The 16,588-nt window shown below is 32.9% G+C and carries 16 protein-coding genes; 13 read left to right on the top strand and 3 right to left on the bottom strand.

Annotated features, from left to right (window positions below; all coding sequences use genetic code 11):
- Positions 1-2: 2 nt before the first annotated feature.
- From FGM02_RS04125 to FGM02_RS04100, 6 genes are all read left to right on the top strand, one after another.
- Complete coding sequence (locus FGM02_RS04125; RefSeq protein ID WP_139957044.1) at positions 3-1,139, top strand: hypothetical protein; 1,137 nt, start codon at positions 3-5, stop codon at positions 1,137-1,139.
- Positions 1,136-2,392, top strand: coding sequence for an adenosylmethionine--8-amino-7-oxononanoate transaminase (gene bioA, locus FGM02_RS04120; RefSeq protein WP_139957043.1), 1,257 nt, complete (start codon positions 1,136-1,138; stop codon positions 2,390-2,392). Before FGM02_RS04125 ends, bioA begins: the two co-directional genes overlap by 4 nt.
- A 203-nt stretch (positions 2,393-2,595) precedes the next feature.
- The gene (locus tag FGM02_RS04115; RefSeq protein WP_139957042.1) at positions 2,596-3,510 is read left to right on the top strand and encodes a T9SS type A sorting domain-containing protein; all 915 of its coding nucleotides are present in this window, start codon (positions 2,596-2,598) and stop codon (positions 3,508-3,510) included.
- A 119-nt stretch (positions 3,511-3,629) separates the two neighbouring features.
- On the top strand, positions 3,630-4,640 hold the full coding sequence (gene recA / locus FGM02_RS04110) for a recombinase RecA (RefSeq protein ID WP_139957041.1): 1,011 nt from the start codon (positions 3,630-3,632) through the stop codon (positions 4,638-4,640).
- Positions 4,641-4,786: 146 nt separating this feature from the next.
- Positions 4,787-6,157 carry a 30S ribosomal protein S6--L-glutamate ligase gene (gene rimK / locus FGM02_RS04105; protein WP_139957760.1) on the top strand — a complete coding sequence of 457 codons (1,371 nt, stop codon included), beginning with the start codon at positions 4,787-4,789 and terminating at the stop codon, positions 6,155-6,157.
- A complete protein-coding gene (locus FGM02_RS04100; protein WP_139957040.1) occupies positions 6,157-7,107 on the top strand; it encodes an ABC transporter ATP-binding protein in 951 nt (316 codons plus the stop codon). Before rimK ends, FGM02_RS04100 begins: the two co-directional genes overlap by 1 nt.
- On the opposite strand, the gene FGM02_RS04095 is transcribed toward FGM02_RS04100, so the two are convergent.
- The 3 genes from FGM02_RS04095 to FGM02_RS04085 form a co-directional block, all read right to left on the bottom strand.
- A complete protein-coding gene (locus FGM02_RS04095) occupies positions 7,104-8,054 on the bottom strand; it encodes a succinylglutamate desuccinylase/aspartoacylase family protein (RefSeq protein WP_139957039.1) in 951 nt (316 codons plus the stop codon). The two genes, FGM02_RS04100 and FGM02_RS04095, sit on opposite strands and share 4 nt — an antisense overlap.
- A 367-nt stretch (positions 8,055-8,421) precedes the next feature.
- Positions 8,422-9,093, bottom strand: coding sequence for a tRNA (guanosine(46)-N7)-methyltransferase TrmB (gene trmB, locus FGM02_RS04090; RefSeq protein ID WP_139957038.1), 672 nt, complete (start codon positions 9,091-9,093; stop codon positions 8,422-8,424).
- Positions 9,094-9,102: 9 nt separating this feature from the next.
- A complete protein-coding gene (locus FGM02_RS04085; protein WP_139957037.1) occupies positions 9,103-9,312 on the bottom strand; it encodes a DUF6341 family protein in 210 nt (69 codons plus the stop codon).
- A 42-nt stretch (positions 9,313-9,354) separates the two neighbouring features.
- Between FGM02_RS04085 and FGM02_RS04080 the strand changes: the two genes are divergently transcribed.
- From FGM02_RS04080 to FGM02_RS04050, 7 genes are all read left to right on the top strand, one after another.
- Positions 9,355-10,272, top strand: a complete 918-nt coding sequence (locus tag FGM02_RS04080) for a DUF6427 family protein (RefSeq protein ID WP_139957036.1) — start codon at positions 9,355-9,357, stop codon at positions 10,270-10,272.
- Positions 10,273-10,346: 74 nt separating this feature from the next.
- On the top strand, positions 10,347-11,234 hold the full coding sequence (locus FGM02_RS04075; RefSeq protein ID WP_139957035.1) for a DMT family transporter: 888 nt from the start codon (positions 10,347-10,349) through the stop codon (positions 11,232-11,234).
- Positions 11,235-11,308: 74 nt separating this feature from the next.
- Positions 11,309-12,166 carry a YicC family protein gene (locus FGM02_RS04070; RefSeq protein WP_243739350.1) on the top strand — a complete coding sequence of 286 codons (858 nt, stop codon included), beginning with the start codon at positions 11,309-11,311 and terminating at the stop codon, positions 12,164-12,166.
- Between the two features lie 8 nt (positions 12,167-12,174).
- Entirely contained in the window at positions 12,175-12,741 is a 567-nt protein-coding gene (gene gmk, locus FGM02_RS04065) for a guanylate kinase (RefSeq protein ID WP_139957034.1), read from the top strand.
- Between the two features lie 47 nt (positions 12,742-12,788).
- Positions 12,789-13,367: a nicotinate (nicotinamide) nucleotide adenylyltransferase gene (gene nadD / locus FGM02_RS04060; protein WP_139957033.1), complete on the top strand. Its 579-nt coding sequence runs from the start codon at positions 12,789-12,791 to the stop codon at positions 13,365-13,367.
- Between the two features lie 34 nt (positions 13,368-13,401).
- Positions 13,402-15,051: a murein hydrolase activator EnvC family protein gene (locus FGM02_RS18360; RefSeq protein WP_317133619.1), complete on the top strand. Its 1,650-nt coding sequence runs from the start codon at positions 13,402-13,404 to the stop codon at positions 15,049-15,051.
- The gene (locus FGM02_RS04050) at positions 15,051-16,544 is read left to right on the top strand and encodes a GH3 auxin-responsive promoter family protein (RefSeq protein WP_139957032.1); all 1,494 of its coding nucleotides are present in this window, start codon (positions 15,051-15,053) and stop codon (positions 16,542-16,544) included. Before FGM02_RS18360 ends, FGM02_RS04050 begins: the two co-directional genes overlap by 1 nt.
- Positions 16,545-16,588 lie beyond the last annotated feature (44 nt).

The raw sequence follows: 16,588 nt of genomic DNA, 5'->3' as shown, positions 1-16,588 counted from the left end.
TTATGCTGCTGTTTCCTGAGAGTCAAAAAAATAAAATTTGGATTTTTCCGATTGTTTTTGGCGTATTGGGAGCTTTATTAGGACTTTTTTTAAGATATGTTTTTACTGGAGTAGCGGCACCATTTGAAATAAAACACATCACCCATGCACATTCGCATGTGATGCTGTTGGGTTTTGTCTTCAATGCATTGGTAGGTTTGTTGTGGATTCATTTTACCGATACCATTGATAAAATATCCTTTGCAATTTATATAGCTTTGCAGGTCTGTGTTTCCTTCTTATTAGTCGGTTTTTTGATACAGGGCTATGCACCTTTTACCATTGTTTTTTCTACACTGCATTTATGGCTGAGTTATGTTTTGTTACTTCGGTTGTGGAAAAGGTTAAAAGGGAAACAACTCCTAGTTCTTTGTGTGAAAATAGGGATTGTTTTGCATTTTATCGCTTCCTTTGGACCCTATGCATTAGGGCCCTTAAAAGTTTTGGGAATGCAAGATTCTCCTTGGTACCAACAAGCCATTTTTTTCTATTTGCATTTTCAATATTTTGGTTCTTTTTTTATATGGCTTATAGCTGTTTATTTGAAACAAATAAAATTGACCTTCTCAAAAAAACAGATTTCAATACTGCTAATTGCTTGTGTACTTTTGTATGCTCATTCATTAGATTATAGTTTTAATCATTGGTTGGTTACACTTAGTGGAGGTATCGGTTCGGTTTTGTTGTTAGGAGTATTTTTAAGAATTCACATCGCTGCCTTCCAACAAAAATTAGCCTATCAATTATTGTATACTGTAGTTTTGCTTATTTTGTTGGGTAATTGTTTTGGTAGTATTCCATATATTTCAGAAATGGTAGCTTCTAACCGCTTTGTTTTAATTGCTTGGTTGCACTTGCTATTTTTAGGTTTGTATTTGCCTTTTATTTGGATAGAATTGCCTATAAAAATAAAAGCATTTACATGGATTTTGTTTGCAATTTTTGTTGTTTTTACAGAATTGCTCTTGTTGTTTCCTGGTGAATTTTCTGTGGTTTTTTCAAGTTCGGTACTGTGGCTTTTGTTTCTTGCTTATTTAGGCGTGGTTTTGTGTATTTGTATTGTACATTTGACCTATATTTTTGAAAGAATAAAAAGATGAGTTTACAAGAAAGAGATCAAAAACATTTGTGGCATCCCTTAACACAACATAAATTACATCCCAAGCATTTAGCCATAAAAAGCGCCAAAGGAGCACTCTTATTTGATGAAGACGGAAAAAGTTATATTGACGGAATTGCGTCGTGGTATACTTGTATGTATGGACATTGTCACCCTTATATTATTCAGAAAGTAACTGAACAATTGGGAAAGTTAGATCAGGTTGTTTTTAGTGGTTTTACACATGAACCCGCTGTGGAAATGTCTGAGAAATTGATGAAAATTCTTCCTCAAAATCAACAAAAAATATTTTTTTCAGACAATGGGTCAACTTCAGTAGATGTGGCAATTAAAATGTCGTTGCAATATCATTTCAACCAAGGAGAAAAGCGAGCCAAAATTATTGCTTTAGAAGATGCTTTTCATGGAGATACTTTTGGGGCGATGTCTGTTTCTGGCTTATCTGTTTACAACGGTCCTTTTGAAGATTTTTTGTTGACAATTGATAGAATTGATGTCCCGACTAAAGAAAATTTTGAAACAGTAAAAGCACAATTTATTTCTTTTTTGAAGACAGGTGAAGTAGCGGCTTTTATTTTTGAGCCTTTGGTACAAGGTGCCGCGGCAATGAAAATGTACGATGCTAAGTTATTAGATGAATTAATTGCCATTGCTAAAGACTACAATGTTTTGGCGATTGCAGATGAGGTGATGACAGGTTTTGGAAAAACAGGGAAATATTTTGCTTCTGATTATTTAGAAAACAAACCCGACATTTTGTGTTTGTCAAAATCCTTAACAGGCGGTGTGGTGCCCATGGCTTTAACAACTTGTACGCATAAAGTATACGATGCTTTTTATGCGGATGAAATTGGAAAGGGATTTTTTCATGGACATACCTATTCTGCAAATCCCTTAGGTTGTACGGCTATTTCTGCCGGAATTGATTTGTTAGTTTCTGAGGAAATGCAAGCCAATATTAAAAGAATAGAATTGAGTCACCAAGGTTTTAATGAAAAAATTAAAGCACATCCAAAAGTAAAAACAACACGTCAGATAGGAGTAATATTTGCTTTGGAGCTGGCTGTTGAAATGGATCGCTACGGGAATCTTCGCGATGAATTGTTTGCTTATTTTATGAAAAATGGGGTCTGTTTACGACCTTTAGGAAATACCATTTATATTTTGCCTCCTTTTGTTATTTCAGATGCAGAGTTGCAGAAAATTTATGAGGTAATTGAAAATTGGTTGTAAGTATTTAATTATCTGTAGTTTGACTTTTTCAATATTATTTATTAATTTTAGAAAGCTATTGAAAAAGAAATTTAGATTTCTTCCTTAAAAAATTTATTGTAAATCAGTTATTCCTCCATGCATCAATTTTATATTGAAGTTTGGAGGGGTGGTTAATTGGCTTTTTTAATAGTGTTTTTACTAATCTATTAAAATAATAAGCTATGAAAAACTTTTACATTATTTTACTATTTGCGCTGTTCTTCGGAACCAATGGGTTCGCCCAAATTATAGATGATACCATTGATGATCCAGGAGATATTGCCATTGTTGCCTATAGCAATGCTTCTGATGGCTTTTCATTTGTCTTTTTAGACAATTGCCCTAACGGAACCTCCATTCGTTTTATAGATGAAGAGTGGAATGGAACTGCATTTGACTCTGAAAATAGTGAAGGAGATGTAGTATGGACTAATAATTCGGGGTTTAATATTGATCGTGGAACAGTAGTTAATATTCAGAGCACAGGAGATACAACTTTTTCAGCTTCAGTAGGAGTAGTGATTGAAGATAATAGTAATTTTCGTTTAGCACAATCGGGAGATGGAATTCTTGCTGTGACTGGTACTAGAGCTGTTCCTGGAAATTTTTTAACTTTTTTTGGAGATACCACAGATTCAAGTTTAACAGGGACTTCTTTGGTAAATGGGGAAACGGCCAATCAGCAAGCAAGTTATGGTTCGGGCTATTATTCAGGTTCTACAGATTGCTCAGCAATTTCTGTTACAGATTGTTCCGCTAGGTTAAATACAAAAGCAAATTGGACCCTTTCAAATTCCTATTCTTATCCGAGTGCGGTTATCTCTTCTATTAATTTCGGTATTTTAAATAATACTGATCTGTTAGAAAATAAAAAACTTCAGGTTTTTCCTTCGGTAATAACCAACGAATTGACTGTTTCTGCAGCTAGTAAGAAGTATGTCGTAAAAATAGTTTCCTTGTTAGGAGTAGAGGTTTTCTCAAGGACCTCAGATTCTGAGACAATCCAAATTGATATGGCTGCTTTACAACCAGGTGTGTATTTTGTAAAAGTTGAATTTGAAGAAGGCAGTAGCATACTAAAGGTATTGAAAAAATAAAATGCAGGTTTTTTAATTTTGTTGAAAAGTTCCTTTTTAGGAAGGAATTCAACATCGAATTAACGTGATATTTTTGCTACTTTTACTAACTTAAATAATATATATAGAGGACTACAGATATGGCAAACGATAGTAAAGAAAAAGAAGCGAAGTTAAAAGCGTTGCAAATGACGCTGGATAAGTTGGACAAGACTTATGGAAAAGGGGCTGTAATGAAAATGGGAGATGTTGCTCATGTTGATGTTGAAGCTATTTCTTCTGGTTCTTTAGGGCTAGATTTAGCCTTGGGAGTTGGTGGTTACCCTAGAGGTAGAGTTATTGAAATTTACGGACCAGAATCTTCTGGTAAAACAACTTTAACGATTCATGCTATTGCAGAGGCTCAAAAAGCGGGTGGAATTGCTGCATTTATTGATGCGGAACACGCTTTTGATCGTTTTTATGCTGAAAATTTAGGTGTAGATATTGACAATTTAATTATTTCTCAACCCGATCACGGTGAACAAGCCTTAGAAATTGCTGAAAACCTAATCCGTTCTGGTGCTATTGATATTGTGGTAATTGATTCTGTTGCTGCTTTGACTCCAAAAAGTGAGATTGAAGGAGAAATGGGAGATTCTAAAATGGGTTTACATGCTCGTTTAATGTCTCAAGCATTGCGTAAATTAACAGGAACAATTTCTAAAACAAATTGTACAGTAATATTTATCAACCAATTGCGTGAAAAAATTGGTGTCATGTTCGGAAACCCTGAAACAACAACAGGAGGTAATGCCTTGAAGTTTTATGCGTCTGTTCGTTTAGATATTCGTAGAAGAACGCAAATTAAAGATGGTGATCAAGTTATTGGAAATAGTACGAAAGTAAAAGTGGTGAAAAATAAAGTAGCACCACCTTTCCAACAAGCAGAATTTGATATTATGTACGGACAAGGAATTTCTAAAGTTGGTGAAATTTTAGATATCGGTGTGAATTACGGAATTATCAAAAAAAGCGGTTCTTGGTTTAGCTACGGGGAAACTAAATTAGGTCAAGGTCGTGATGCTGTTAAAAACTTAATCAAAGACAATCCTGAATTGGCAGAAGAATTAGAAGCAAAAATTAAAGATGCTATTGAAAATCAGGAGTAAAACTGATCCAATAGAATTATAAAAAAAGGAGGCATATGTATTTATGCTTCCTTTTTTTATGTTTTAATTTCATGAAAAGTTTCCTTAAAGTTTACGAATTAAGCGAAAGAATAGAATATATTTGTTTTTCTAAGAAAATAGATAGAATGGAAAAAATGATTATTGGAAGAGAAGAATGGTGTTCTCTTTACGGGCTAAAAATCCCTGCAATTAATGTAAGGGTTGATTCAGGAGCCAAAACATCCGCATTACATGCGTTAAATATTACACCATTTAAAAAGGGTGCTGAAAAATGGGTGCGTTATGAGGTTTTTCCAATGCAATCTAACCCAAGTGTTAGCATTCATTGCGAATCGAAAGTTATAAGTACACGTTATATAAAAAGTACTTCTGGTATCAGTGAAAAAAGATTTGTAATTGCTACTGATATTACTTTGGGAGGAATGACATGGGAGATAGAAGTTACTTTGGCAGACAGAGATTCTATGGGGTTCCGTATGTTATTGGGTAGACAAGCCATGAATTCTAGATTGATTATTGATCCATCTGCACAGCAATGTTTGTCTAATTTTACAGAAGAAGAAATTGAAAATTTTTATAAAATTGACGGGCCACAAGAGGGTGGGTTGAAAATTGGTGTTTTGGCGAGTAATCCAGATTTGTATAGTAACAAACGAATTATGGAAGCTGGAAGACAACGTGGCCATCAAATGTTTTTCTTAAATGCACAGCAGTGCTACATGAAAATGGATGCAGATACACCTGAAATTCATTATAGAGGTGGTAAAATTATCAATGATTTAGATGCAATTATTCCAAGAATTAAGCCGAGTATGACTTTTTATGGTTGTGCTTTAATTCGTCAATTTGATTCGATAGGGACTTATATTCAAAATCATGCATCGTCTATTTCTCAATCAAGAGATAAATTGTTTTCTTCTCAATTGTTTTCTAAACACGGTATCCAAATTCCAACAACAGGATTTGCAAATTCTCCCTTAGAAACCAAAGAATTGATAGAGATGGTAAACGGCGCTCCTTTAATTATTAAGCTATTAGAAAGTACGCAAGGAAAAGGAGTTGTTTTAGCAGAAACGAACAAAGCCGCTGAAAGTGTGATCAATGCTTTTAAAAGTTTGAAGACAAATATATTGGTTCAAGAATTTATCAAAGAAGCCAATGGTAAAGATTTGCGTTGTTTTGTTATTGATGGAAAAGTAGTAGCCTCTATAGAAAGAGTTGCTATGAAAGGTGAGTTTAGAGCAAATATTCATCAAGGAGGTTCTGCAAATATTGTTAGAATTACACCTGAAGAAAAAAAATTAGCAATAAAAGCCGCCAAAGTTTTAAACTTAGAAGTTGCTGGTGTAGATTTGATCCGTTCTAATAAAGGACCCTTATTGTTAGAAGTAAATTCTTCTCCAGGTTTGGAAGGAATTGAAACAGCTACAGAGAAAGATATTGCAGGAATGATGATTTCTACTATTGAAAAAAAGTTAAAGTATATTAGAAAATAGTGTTAAACGTTCAAAAAGTTACATTTGCATATACAAAAAGAGAGGTCGTAAAAGACGTCTCTTTTTTTGCGAATAAAGGTGAATATATTGCCATAATTGGAGAAAGTGGCTGTGGGAAGAGTACTTTATTAGAAATAATTTACGGTCTCCTGCATATTGATCAAGGAGTCGTTTCATGGGACGGAATAAAGTTGCTAGGTCCAAATCATTATTTAATTCCTGGAGAACCTTTTATGAAGTATCTGTCGCAGGATTTTGACTTGATGCCTTTTACTACAGTAGAAGAAAATATTGGTAAATTTTTACCAAACAGATTTCCGAAGAAAAAAAGAGAACGAACAGCGGAGTTGCTGGAAGTGGTAGACATGGTTCCTTTTGCAAAAACAAAGGTTAAAAACTTAAGTGGCGGACAAAAACAGCGGGTTGCTTTGGCTCGAGTTTTGGCCAAAGAACCAGAATTGTTATTGTTGGATGAGCCCTTTAGTCATATTGATAACTTTAGAAAAAACAATTTAAGACGAAAGCTTTTTTCGTATTTGAAAAGTAAAAATATTGGTTGCTTGGTCGCTACACATGACAGCACGGATGCCTTGTCCTTTGCCGATAAAATACTGGTGATGAAAGAAGGACGATTAGTTTCTGTAGATACTCCACAGAATTTATATCAAAATCCGAAATCTAAATACGTAGCTTCTTTTTTTGGAGATGTAAATGAAATTAAAATCCCGAAGCTAGAAAATAAAATTTTACTGTATCCTGATGAAATTAAATGTGTTGAAAAATCAGCGATAAAAGCAGTAGTGAAGCATTCTTTTTTTAAAGAAGGTTTGTTTTTGGTGGAAGCACTGTACAACAAGCAAACAATTTTTTTCAATCATAGCAAAGCTTTGGAAACTTCAGCAGAAATTTGTTTAGAATTTTCTACTGAAGCTATTCAAAAAAGAACTTAAAGTTCTAAACTTACATGAAATAAGGCATCTCCTTTATTGATGATCGGATACGTATTTACACAAAATACATGGCAATCAAACGGTGCGACTATCTTTTTTTCGAAATCTCCAAAAGGATCTTGAATAATTCCAAGGACTTCTTTTTTAGCGACTTTACTGCCGTTTTTTACCAATAGTTTAAACATTCCTGAATAAGGAGAACGAATCCATTTTGTTTTATCAATAATTATAGAATTACAATTTTCCTCAACGGACCCATTTTGAATTCCTAAATAATTCATGACATTAACAGCACCATTGACTCCACACTCGATTACATTTAAATCTAAGTTTTTAGATTTTCCTCCTTCGTAAAGCAATACTGTTTTCTTCATTTTATTCAACGTTTCTCTTACCGATTTAGAAACATAACTAGAATTGATGATATAAGGAGCATTGAATATTTTAGCCAATTCTGTTGTTTTCTCATCGGATAAAACACATCTAATTTGTGGAGCATTATCTCTTTCAGCACCACCGGTATGAAAATCGATAACATAATCTACATATGGTGCTATGTTTTCTGTAAAAGCATAGGCAAATTGTGCTGCCATAGAACCATTGTTTGCTCCAGGAAAAACTCTGTTTAAGTCTTTTCCATCAGGAAATTCTCTGGTTTGAATTAGGTAACCAAAAATATTGAATACCGGAATACAGATAATGGTTCCTGTTTGTGGTTTGTTGTATTTTTTTCGAATGATTTCTCTTAAAATAGCAACGCCATTTACTTCGTCTCCATGTATTCCTGCCATTAACAATAAAACAGGACCGTCTTTTAAAGATCGTTCTACAATTACGGGAACTTTAACAGGAGTTCGGGTGTGTAATTTGGCAACTTCTAAATCTAATACTGCAGACCCTCCTCTCGGAATTTCTTTACCTAATAATACAAATGGCGTTTCGTCCATAATAGTGTTGTTTGTTTTGAGAACGCAAATTTACACTAAAATTGGTTTGTAAAAACAAATATTAATTTTATTAGAGATCTGTAAAAAGGAACGGTTTTTCAAAGCAATAGCAAGTGTTTCTTGTTGCTTTTTTACTTGATTTTGGTTGTAAATGAGCTTGTTAGTTGTTTAAAACTAAATAGCCTAAAAATTTCTTTTTAGGCTATTTAGTATACTAGAACTAGTAATTTAGGGGTAGGATTAATCTACGTGCAAGATACGAAGAATGCATATTTACGGCAATACCCCATAATGATTGAATTTTCATCTCCCCAATTCTAGGTAGTGGTTTATACTTATAAAAGTACAGTTTCAAAATTTTTGGAAACTAATATTTCAAACGGAACTTGATATAGGTAATTGCTTTTTTTACCTCTAAGTATTGTTTTTCGTAAAAAGTTTGTGTGTTTATCACAACTTCAGGACTTAAGTGATTTGAATATACATCATGGTGTGCATACAAAACTTCTTGTCCTTGACCATGTAATAGACCTAAAGTGTATCCGTGCATAAATTCACTGTCGGTTTTTAAATGTACAATACCTTCATCATTTAAAATATGATGGTATTTTTTTAAAAACGCCTCGTTTGTTAAACGGTGTTTGGTTCTTTTGTATTTGATTTGGGGATCTGGAAAAGTAATCCAAATTTCACTTACTTCGTTTTCTGCAAAACAGAAATCAACCAATTCAATTTGTGTTCTAATAAAAGCAACATTTGGCAAGTTTTCTTCCAATGCTGTTTTTGCTCCTCTCCAAAAGCGAGCTCCTTTTATGTCAATTCCGATATAATTAACATTCGGATTTTTTTCAGCCAAGGCAATTGTATATTCTCCTTTTCCACAACCTAATTCTAAAACGATTGGATTGTCATTTTTGAAAAAAGAATTCCATTTTCCTTTATAAGGGAAATTACCCGTAACCTCTTCACGAGTGGGTTGAATGACATTTGAAAACGTTTCATTTTCGTTGAAACGTTTCAATTTATTTTTACTTCCCAAAAGATACTATTATTTAGGTAAGTCTTCAGTACCTTCTTTTTTGAATTTTATAGACTCACGCATCCAGTAGGCCAATAAAACAAAGAAAACTGCAATAAAAGCAAAATTGATGATGTTTGATGTCCACCAGTTGTCTAAAAAACGAAATCCGTTGAAAGGTGCAAAAAGTACGTTTGTACAGAAATCTCCAATTGCTTTAAATATATTGTTTGCTATCATAACTTAATTATCTTTACGTTTGCAAAAATATAAAATCTAAGCATGCTAGCCAATTTTTTTGAAAAAACTAAACCGATTAATAGTATAGTTCTTGGTGGCTTGTTTTGTGTTTTTTATTTAATGGCAGTTTTGGTGTCTGAAGAGCACGTATTTACTGTGTTTTTTGTGGGTAAACTATTTGGTTTGCTTTTGTTACACCTACTGTTTTTATTACTTTCCGGACAAAATTTCATCAAGTTTAGTGTTTCAAACAACAATCTTTACGCTGCATTGTTGATGGTTTTGGCTTATGGGATGTTTCCAAAAGCGATTCAAATAGATTTTTCAATAGCCATTGCGCTTGCTATTGTATTCTTTTATAGAAGAATTACAAGTTTGATTAAAAAGGACAATATAACGTCAAAATTATTTGATATTGGACTTTTATTAGGTTTGGCCATTCCTTTTTTTAATTGGACAATTCTTTATTTTTTGGTAGTCATTATTGCGGTGATTATTTTTACCAATTATACGATTCGTAAGTTTATACTCCCCCTGGTAGGAATATTGGTTCCAAGTCTATTTTTCTTTACCTATTGCTATTTAACAGATGCAATGCCTTTTTTTTATAAGCAATATACATTTAGTATTCAGTTCTCTAATGTCTTAATTGATGAAAATTGGTTGTCGTTTATCGTGTTAGGTGTGCTTGCATTTTTTTCATTAATGGTTAATTTTGTTAGAATTATTGCGGTTAGTAATAGCTATCGATTGCACTATGTAATAACTTTAGGAATGTTATTTGTTGGAGTTGTGCTAATTTATATGAGTCCTGAGAAAAAAGGGTCCGAACTTTTATTGCTGTTTATTCCTGTTTCTTTATTAGTGGGGCAGTTGATAGAAGTATTGCCTAGACAATGGTTAAAAGAAGTTACACTCTTGTGTTTGGCTCTTTTTGCACTGGTCAATTTTTTCCTTTAAGATTTTCCAATATTTTTTAGATTCTTTGTTTTGTTGAATAAAATATAAGCATCTTTGTGGCTTAATTTTTTGAGATGAACAGTAGAAATTTTGCGCTTCTTGCTGCGTTTTGTACAGCTTTAATTTACGGAGCTTCCTATACAATTGCCAAGGATTTAATGCCTAATTATGTACAGCCTTTTGCTTTGATCTTTTTTAGAGTATTTGGAACCTGTGTGCTTTTTTGGATTTCTTCACTGTTTCTGAAAAAAGAAAAAATTGACAGAGAAGATTATCCGAGAATTGTTTTGGGAGCCATTTTTGGAACAAGTTTAAATATGCTTTGTTTTTATAAAGGCTTAAACTATACCACACCTATTACCGCTTCGGCTATAGGGGTAATGACGCCAATTATGGTGCTTATTTTTTCTGCTTGGCTGCTAAAGGAAAAACTATTTAAGAAAAAAATAATTGGGATTGTTATTGGTTTTATAGGGGCGTTGTTGTTGATTACTTATGGAAATCACTTAGAGCAGGCGGAACATGCCATTCTAGGAAATTTATTGGTGTATTTAAATGCTGCATTCTATGGTCTGTATTTAGTCATCACTAAAAAATTATTAAAAAAATACCATCCTGTGCATGTCGTAAAATGGATGTATTTAATAGGCGTTTTTATAGTGCTGCCTTTTTCTTTTACAGAAATTCAAGAAGTAAATTGGGCGGTGTTTCCTGACGATATGTATTTACGATTGTTATTTGTTGTCGTTTTTTCAACGTTTGTCAATTACTTATTTAATTTATTTGCCTTGTCCAAACTGAAGCCTACAACAGTAGGTGTGTTTGTGTATTTACATCCAGTTTTTGCAAGTATGTATGCTTTGTATGTTGGTAGTGATACGCTTTCGTTGGTAAAAGTAGCTTCAACTTTATTAATTTTTGCAGGGGTATATTTGGTAACCAAACCCGTGGTTGAAGACTAAAAAAGACCGATAGAAATTGAAAGGCTACTCTCATTTAAAATCAGTAAATTTGCCTAATTTTTAGATTTAGAATAATGATACAATCAATGACAGGTTACGGAAAGTCGGTATTACAATTGCCTGCTAAAAAAGTAACCATCGAAATAAAGTCGCTTAACAGTAAAAACTTAGATTTAAATACAAGGATTCCTTCGTATTACAAAGAAAAGGATATTGAAATTCGCAAAAGATTAGCAAAATCTTTGATGCGTGGAAAAGTAGATTTTTCTATTTATGTAGAAATGACTGCCGAAGAAACGCAAACAGCTATTAACAAACCTGTTGTTGCTAAATATATTGAAGAATTAAAGGAAATTACTGCTGGTGAAACGGTTGATTTTTTAAAAATCGCCATGCAATTACCCGATGCTTTAAAAACAGTTAGAGAAGAGTTTGATGCGGATGAGTGGAAAATAATTTCGGAAGGAATTGATGAAGCTATTGCGGAAATTGTTCAATATAGAAAAGATGAAGCTTTTTCATTAGAAGCAGATTTTATTGAAAGAATTGAAAACATTCAAGCCTATTTAAAAGAGGTAGAAAAGTTAGACGAAGAACGATTGGATCATGTAAAAGCTCGTTTAAGAAAAGCAATTGATGAGTTAAAAGTAACCATTGATGAAAATAGATTCGAACAAGAACTTATTTACTATTTGGAGAAATTAGATATCAATGAAGAAAAGGTTCGTTTGGCAAACCATTTAGAATATTTCTTAAAAGAATTGGCGAATGAAAAATCTGATGGTAAAAAATTAGGTTTTATTGTTCAAGAAATTGGAAGAGAAATTAATACCACCGGATCTAAATCAAACTATGCAACTATGCAGCAAGTGGTGGTTCAGATGAAAAATGAATTGGAAAAAATAAAAGAGCAAGTCCTAAATATTTTATAAACCAAAGTATGGAGAAAGGGAAATTATTTGTGTTTTCAGCACCGTCTGGTTCGGGTAAAACTACCATTGTTCGCTATTTATTAGCACAAGAAGAATTGAAATTAGATTTTTCTATATCTGCAACTTCAAGGGCACCTAGAGGTGCAGAAGTAGACGGAAAGGATTACTATTTTTTAGATGTAGAAAGCTTTAAAAATAAAATAAATGACCAAAAATTCTTAGAATGGGAAGAGGTGTATGCGAATAATTTCTACGGAACTTTAAAGTCGGAATTGGAAAGAATTTGGGCCTTGGGTAAACATGTTGTTTTTGATATTGATGTCGTGGGTGGACTAAATATCAAATCGCAGTTTCCAGAAGAAACTTTGGCGATTTTTGTAAAACCGCCATCGCTGGAAGAAATGGAACGCCGTTTGCGCAATAGACAAACCGATAGTGAAGATAAAATTTTGGAACGTGTTGCCAAAGCTGAAAAAGAATTGAGCTATGCCAAAGATTTTGATGTTGTTTTGGTAAACGATGATTTGAAAGTGGCTAAAAAAGAAGCCTTTGATTTGGTGGCAAACTTTATTTAAAACACAGTCTTCATTATTAAACAACTCATAAAATAAGTAGCGGAAGTATGAATATTGGTCTTTATTTTGGAACGTTTAATCCAATTCATGTTGGGCATTTGATTATTGCAAATCATATGGCTGAGTATTCTGATTTGGATGAAGTTTGGATGGCGGTTACACCTCACAATCCGTTTAAGAAAAAAGCAACCTTGTTAGATAATTACCAGCGCTATGAAATGGTTTTTCAAGCCACAGAAGATTATCTAAACATAAAACCTACAGATATTGAATTTGGCCTGCCACAACCTTCTTATACCGTAAATACCTTGGCGCATATTCAAGAAAAATATCCGCAGCATCAATTTAGTTTGATTATGGGAGAAGACAATTTACAAGGTTTACACAAATGGAAAAATCACGAATTATTGGTGAAAAATCATGATATTTATGTGTATCCAAGAGTTTTTGAAAATAAAAAAGAAGTAAAAATCTCACAAGATAGAGTGCATTTTATTGAGGCACCTATTGTAGAAATTTCTTCTACACAAATAAGAAAGGCGATCAAAGCAGGAAAAAATGTTCAACCACTACTGCCAAAGCTAGTTTGGGATTATGTTGATAAAATGAACCTGTACAAAAAATAAGTCGCTATAGACTTGCTATATTTGTTTCATAAGAATGGTCAAACACGCAAAAAATAAATTAAAAACAAAACTCACCAAAAAGTTCCGACTGGTCGTGTTAAATGAAGACTCTTTTGAAGAGCGGTTTTCATTTAAACTAACACGGTTAAATGTCTTTGTTTTGGGAGGTGTTTTTAGCATCGTTTTGGTGGCTTTGACAGTTTTGTTAATTGCTTTTACGCCTATTAAAGAATACATTCCAGGCTTTTCTTCTACAAAATTAAAAAAGCAAGCTACAGATTTGTTTTATAAGGTAGATTCTTTGCAAATGCATTTAAATACCATTGAAAAATATACAAATGCCATGAAGCCAATTTTAATTGGTGAAGAGAAAGACATGGAAATTGCCTTGCCTTATCAAAAGAAACCGGTGGAGAAAGAAATTGCTTTAGTTGGAAAAGCAATAAATTCTGATTCCATTCGTAAAGTTGTAGAAAATATTCGACAGAGTTTAGACAGTACTTGGAAAGCGCATTATGAACACATTTCAAAAGAATCGGTTGCCATTCAACAAAAAAAATACGATTCGTTAAAATTATATGTTGTTGATACTTTAAAAATTTCTGAAGAAAAGCAAAAACAAGAATTGTTAGCCCTAACAGAAATAAATGAGAAAATGAAGTTGGATTTAGTAAAAAATAAGAAAGTAATTTCTGATTTGGAAAATTCAATTTCTATGAAAAATACAGAGGTGCAAAACTTGATAAACTCTTTGTCGAAAGAGAACAAAGATGATTTGTTAAAGAATAAAAAAACAGCAGAAAAACAAAAGCAAGAATTGTTAGCCTTAACGGCAATAAATGAGAAAATGAAGTTGGACTTAGTAAAAAATAAGAAAGAAATTTCTGATTTAAAAAATTCAATTTCCATGAAAAACACGGAGGTTCAAAATTTAATAAATTCTTTCTCAAAAGAGAACAAAGACGATTTGTTAAAGAATAAAAAAACAACAGCAAAACTACAACAAGAAATTGAAAAAAGAGAACGGGCTATTTATAACGAAAGAGAATTAAAATTGACCAGTTCTTTTGATAAAGAAAGAAAAATATTGAACCAAAGCCTTTTTGAGAAAGACGCGGTTATTGATAGTTTATTATTTAAAATCACGGACAATCAGCAAAAAACTATAGGAGAAATTAATCAGTTAAAAACAGAAGTTTTAAGTGTAAAAGACTCCTTATTGATCCAACGTTCTTTAAGAGATTCTATTTTTAGAGAAAGCGTAGAAAGAGAAGATCGTTATAGTTTGTTCGATTTTGAAACAAATAAAGTCGATGTTGTTTTTATGGCGCCTGTAAAAGGAATTATTACTGAAGAATACAGCGTAAAAGAAAAACATTATGCCGTTGATGTGGCGGTAGCCAAAGGTACTGCTGTAAAAGCAATTGCCGACGGAACAGTTGTTTTTGCTGAGTGGACCGCAGAAACAGGATATGTGGTTATTATTGAGCATATCAACAAATATTTATCGGTGTATAAGCACAACGAAATAATATATAGAAAACAAGGAGACCTTGTTCAGACAGGAGAAGTAATATCTATGGCTGGTTCAAGTGGAGAATATAGTACAGGGCCGCATTTGCATTTTGAAATGTGGTATGAAGGTTATCCAGTGAACCCAACAAATTTTATTGAATTCGAATAATGAGTATAAAAGCAGCTTTTGCAATTCCATTTGCCAAGTACGTACAAAAAAAAGTATATAGATGGGCCAAAAACCCCATTGCAACACAACATTGTGTTTTTGAAAATCTAATTTCTGAAGCCAAGTATACGGCTTTCGGAAGAGATCATGATTTTAAAAATATTCATAATTATGAAGATTTTAAAAAGCATGTTCCCGTTGTAGATTATGAAGGTTTACGGGCCTATGTAGACCGTGTTGTTGAAGGGGAAAGTAATGTATTGTGGAAAGGGAAACCTTTGTATTTTGCCAAAACTTCAGGAACCACTTCTGGCGCAAAATACATTCCTATTACCAAAGAATCTATGCCCACGCATATCAAGTCGGCTCGAAACGCACTTTTAATGTACATTGCGCAAACAGGAGATGCTTCTTTTGTAGATGGAAAAATGATTTTTTTACAGGGAAGTCCAATTTTAGAAGATAAAAATGGCATAAACCTAGGTCGTTTAAGTGGAATTGTTGCGCATTATGTGCCAAAATATCTGTTAAAAAATAGACTGCCAAGTTGGGAAACAAATATTATTGAAGATTGGGATACCAAGGTAAATGCCATTGTTGAAGAAACCGTAAATGAAGACATGACGGTTATTAGTGGAATACCTTCTTGGGTACAAATGTATTTTGAAAAATTACATGAAAAAACAGGGAAAACAGTTTCTGAAATTTTCCCAAAATTTAATTTCTTTATTTATGGAGGGGTTAATTTTGAACCGTATAAAAAGAAGTTTGAAACCTTAATAGGAAAGAAAATTGATTATATAGAATTGTATCCTGCATCGGAAGGTTTTATAGCTTTTCAAGATACAATTACTGAAAAAGGAATGCTTTTGCAATTGGACAGTGGAATTTTCTATGAGTTTATTCCTGCCAATGAATTTTATGATGAAAATCCAACAAGAATTTCTTTAAAAGATGTGGAGTTAGGCGTAAACTATGTCATTATTTTAAATACTACTGCCGGACTTTGGGGCTATAATATTGGAGATACAGTTGAGTTTACATCTTTGGATCCTTATAGAATTCGTGTTACAGGTAGAATCAAACATTTTATTTCTGCATTTGGAGAGCATGTTATTGGAAAAGAAGTAGAACAGGCTTTAAAAGATGCTACCGAAGGTACGGATGTGGTGATTAATGAATTTACCGTAGCACCACAAGTCAACCCAACAGAAGGTTTGCCTTACCACCAATGGTTTATTGAGTTTGATAAAGCACCTACAGATTTGGAGGCATTTGCTCAAAAAGTAGATACAGCCATGCAAAAACAAAATATTTATTATTTAGATTTAATTGAAGGAAAAATTTTAAGAACCTTAAAAATAAGTAAAGTAGCTAAAGGTGGATTTCATGAATATATGAAGTCTATTGGTAAATTTGGTGGACAAAATAAAATTCCGCAATTGGCCGATAACAGAAAGATTGCAGATGTATTGGAGAAGTTTGTTTTGTAACTTCTCATTCAACCTATTTACAGCAAATCTATTTTTACGAAAAA

Source organism: Flavicella sediminum (genome assembly GCF_006381105.1).
Taxonomy (GTDB): Bacteria; Bacteroidota; Bacteroidia; order Flavobacteriales; family Flavobacteriaceae; genus Flavicella; species Flavicella sediminum.
The sequence above is the reverse complement of the archived record's forward strand: the minus strand, read 5'-3'. Positions and strand labels throughout refer to the sequence as shown.

Bases quoted from the DNA above. Each gene is read 5' to 3' on its own strand.
- FGM02_RS04125 (WP_139957044.1), top strand. From the start codon at position 3: ATGCTGCTGTTTCCTGAGAGTCAAAAAAATAAAATTTGGATTTTTCCG.
- bioA (WP_139957043.1), top strand. From the start codon at position 1,136: ATGAGTTTACAAGAAAGAGATCAAAAACATTTGTGGCATCCCTTAACA.
- FGM02_RS04115 (WP_139957042.1), top strand. From the start codon at position 2,596: ATGAAAAACTTTTACATTATTTTACTATTTGCGCTGTTCTTCGGAACC.
- recA (WP_139957041.1), top strand. From the start codon at position 3,630: ATGGCAAACGATAGTAAAGAAAAAGAAGCGAAGTTAAAAGCGTTGCAA.
- rimK (WP_139957760.1), top strand. From the start codon at position 4,787: ATGGAAAAAATGATTATTGGAAGAGAAGAATGGTGTTCTCTTTACGGG.
- FGM02_RS04095 (WP_139957039.1), bottom strand. From the start codon at position 8,054: ATGGACGAAACGCCATTTGTATTATTAGGTAAAGAAATTCCGAGAGGA.
- FGM02_RS04085 (WP_139957037.1), bottom strand. From the start codon at position 9,312: ATGATAGCAAACAATATATTTAAAGCAATTGGAGATTTCTGTACAAAC.
- FGM02_RS04080 (WP_139957036.1), top strand. From the start codon at position 9,355: ATGCTAGCCAATTTTTTTGAAAAAACTAAACCGATTAATAGTATAGTT.
- FGM02_RS04075 (WP_139957035.1), top strand. From the start codon at position 10,347: ATGAACAGTAGAAATTTTGCGCTTCTTGCTGCGTTTTGTACAGCTTTA.
- FGM02_RS04070 (WP_243739350.1), top strand. From the start codon at position 11,309: ATGATACAATCAATGACAGGTTACGGAAAGTCGGTATTACAATTGCCT.
- gmk (WP_139957034.1), top strand. From the start codon at position 12,175: ATGGAGAAAGGGAAATTATTTGTGTTTTCAGCACCGTCTGGTTCGGGT.
- nadD (WP_139957033.1), top strand. From the start codon at position 12,789: ATGAATATTGGTCTTTATTTTGGAACGTTTAATCCAATTCATGTTGGG.
- FGM02_RS18360 (WP_317133619.1), top strand. From the start codon at position 13,402: ATGGTCAAACACGCAAAAAATAAATTAAAAACAAAACTCACCAAAAAG.
- FGM02_RS04050 (WP_139957032.1), top strand. From the start codon at position 15,051: ATGAGTATAAAAGCAGCTTTTGCAATTCCATTTGCCAAGTACGTACAA.